Below are 444 nucleotides of genomic sequence, written 5' to 3'. Positions count from 1 at the left end.
ACCGGGGTATCTAATCCTGTTTGCTCCCCACGCTTTCGTGCCTCAACGTCAGATATAGTTTGGTAAGCTGCCTTCGCAATCGGTGTTCTGTATGATCTCTAAGCATTTCACCGCTACACCATACATTCCGCCTACCGCAACTACTCTCTAGTTCAACAGTATTAGAGGCAGTTCCGGAGTTGAGCCCCGGTATTTCACCTCTAACTTATCAAACCGCCTACGCACCCTTTAAACCCAATAAATCCGGATAACGCTTGGATCCTCCGTATTACCGCGGCTGCTGGCACGGAGTTAGCCGATCCTTATTCGTACGATACTTTCAGGCTCCTACACGTAGCAGCGTTTACCCTCGTATAAAAGCAGTTTACAACCCATAGAGCCGTCATCCTGCACGCGGCATGGCTGGTTCAGACTTGCGTCCATTGACCAATATTCCTCACTGCT

The 444-nt window shown here is 49.5% G+C and carries 1 rRNA gene; it reads right to left on the bottom strand.

The features are described from left to right. A 16S ribosomal RNA gene (locus HH110_RS19150) occupies positions 1 to 444 on the bottom strand; the annotation flags it as partial.

This window comes from Stenotrophomonas sp. SAM-B (assembly GCF_013387485.1).
Classification (GTDB): domain Bacteria; phylum Pseudomonadota; class Gammaproteobacteria; order Xanthomonadales; family Xanthomonadaceae; genus Stenotrophomonas; species Stenotrophomonas maltophilia_AA.
The sequence above is the reverse complement of the archived record's forward strand: the minus strand, read 5'-3'. Positions and strand labels throughout refer to the sequence as shown.